The following is a 1366-nucleotide window of genomic DNA, read 5'->3' as shown; positions in this document are numbered from 1 at the left end:
CGGGACAGCGCGCCGCCGCGCGGGCGCGAACCCCCATCGCCGTGGGGCCATCGTTTGGCGATGCGCCGCGCTGCGTGCACGATGGCTGTCGCGGCAGGGCCGGCCTGGACCGATGGCCGACCGGCGCATTCCCCACGTCCCGTGAAAACCGTTGCCTGGAGGTATCCGATGACCGTCATCACCCGTTCCGTTGTCAGCACCGCCGTCGCCCTGGCGGCCCTGTGCGCCGGCCCCGCGCAGGCGCACCACGGCTGGTCCTGGGCGGAAGAAGCCCAGTCCGAGCTGGCCGGCACCGTGCAGCGCGTACAGATCGCGCCGCCCCACCCGACGCTGGAGGTCAAGACCGCCGAGGGCGCCCTCTGGCGCGTGGAACTGGGCAATCCGTCGCAGACCGAGCGCTCCGGTTTCACCGCGGCCTCCGCCAAGCCGGGCGATGCCATCACCGCCATCGGCAACCGTGACCGGGACACTTCCCAGCGGCGCATGAAGGCCGTGCAGATCCAGGTCGGCGGCAAGACCTACGCCCTCTACCCCGAACGCATCCAGAACCCCAAACGCTAGAAGGCCCCATGGATTTCGCCGGGCTCACGCCCCTGCTGGACACCCTGGCCGCGTCCGCCCCGGCCGCGTGGCTGCGCCAGTCCGGCACGGCCTACCTGGTGGTCAACGCCCTGCACATCGCCGTGCTGGGCCTGGGCGTGGGCGCCGCCGTGCTGCTGGACCTGCGCCTGTGGGGCGCCATCGGCCGGCGCATTCCCCTGGCGCTGCTGGGTCCGTTCCTGTCGCGCGCGGCGGGGGCGGGGATCGCGCTGGCCCTGGTCACCGGGCTGTGGCTGTTCGCCACCCGGCCGGCCGACTACCTGGCCAATCCGGCGTTCCTGGTGAAGGTGGCGGTCATCGGGCTGGCGCTGCTGAATGCGCTGGCGCTGCATGCCGGCGGGCACTGGGCGCGCGCCCTGCGCGAAGGGCGCGCTGGCGGCTGGGTGCGCATGCAGGCCGCGGTGTCGCTCGCGCTGTGGCTGGGGGCCGTGCTGGCGGGGCGCTGGATCGGATTTCTCTGAGAACGCCGGGCGATTGAGCGCCAACGCGATCTCCAGAAAGACATTGGACAGGTTCTCAGGGTCCGTGCGGCTACCATCCCGGCCATGGCGCTCAACTGGGTCTGGATCGGGTTCTTCACCGTGGCGTTCGCCACGGCCGTCGTGCGCTGGCTGCTGGGCGCGGACGGCATCTTCCAGGCCTTGCTGGCCGCGCTGTTCGATGCGGCCCGCTCGGGCTTCGAGATCTCGCTGGGCCTGGCCGGCGTGATGGCGCTGTGGCTGGGCCTGCTGCGCGTGGGCGAGCGCGCCGGCATGATCGAGCTGCT

General features: G+C 72.3%; 2 protein-coding genes and 1 pseudogene. All 3 read left to right on the top strand.

Annotation, left to right across the window (positions count from 1 at the left end; genetic code table 11):
* The first annotated feature begins 168 nt into the window (after positions 1-168).
* A complete protein-coding gene (locus AC27KI_RS24915; RefSeq protein ID WP_284430503.1) occupies positions 169-561 on the top strand; it encodes a DUF6152 family protein in 393 nt (130 codons plus the stop codon).
* Positions 562-569: 8 nt separating this feature from the next.
* A complete protein-coding gene (locus tag AC27KI_RS24910; RefSeq protein WP_284427922.1) occupies positions 570-1061 on the top strand; it encodes a DUF2214 domain-containing protein in 492 nt (163 codons plus the stop codon).
* Between the two features lie 84 nt (positions 1062-1145).
* Positions 1146-1366, top strand: a pseudogene (locus tag AC27KI_RS24905) (hypothetical protein); the annotation flags it as partial.

Source organism: Acidovorax sp. KPB24-03 (assembly GCF_057546605.1).
The sequence above is the reverse complement of the archived record's forward strand: the minus strand, read 5'-3'. Positions and strand labels throughout refer to the sequence as shown.

Coding starts and splice junctions, on each gene's coding strand:
- AC27KI_RS24915 (WP_284430503.1), top strand. CDS start 169: ATGACCGTCATCACCCGTTCCGTTGTCAGCACCGCCGTCGCCCTGGCG.
- AC27KI_RS24910 (WP_284427922.1), top strand. CDS start 570: ATGGATTTCGCCGGGCTCACGCCCCTGCTGGACACCCTGGCCGCGTCC.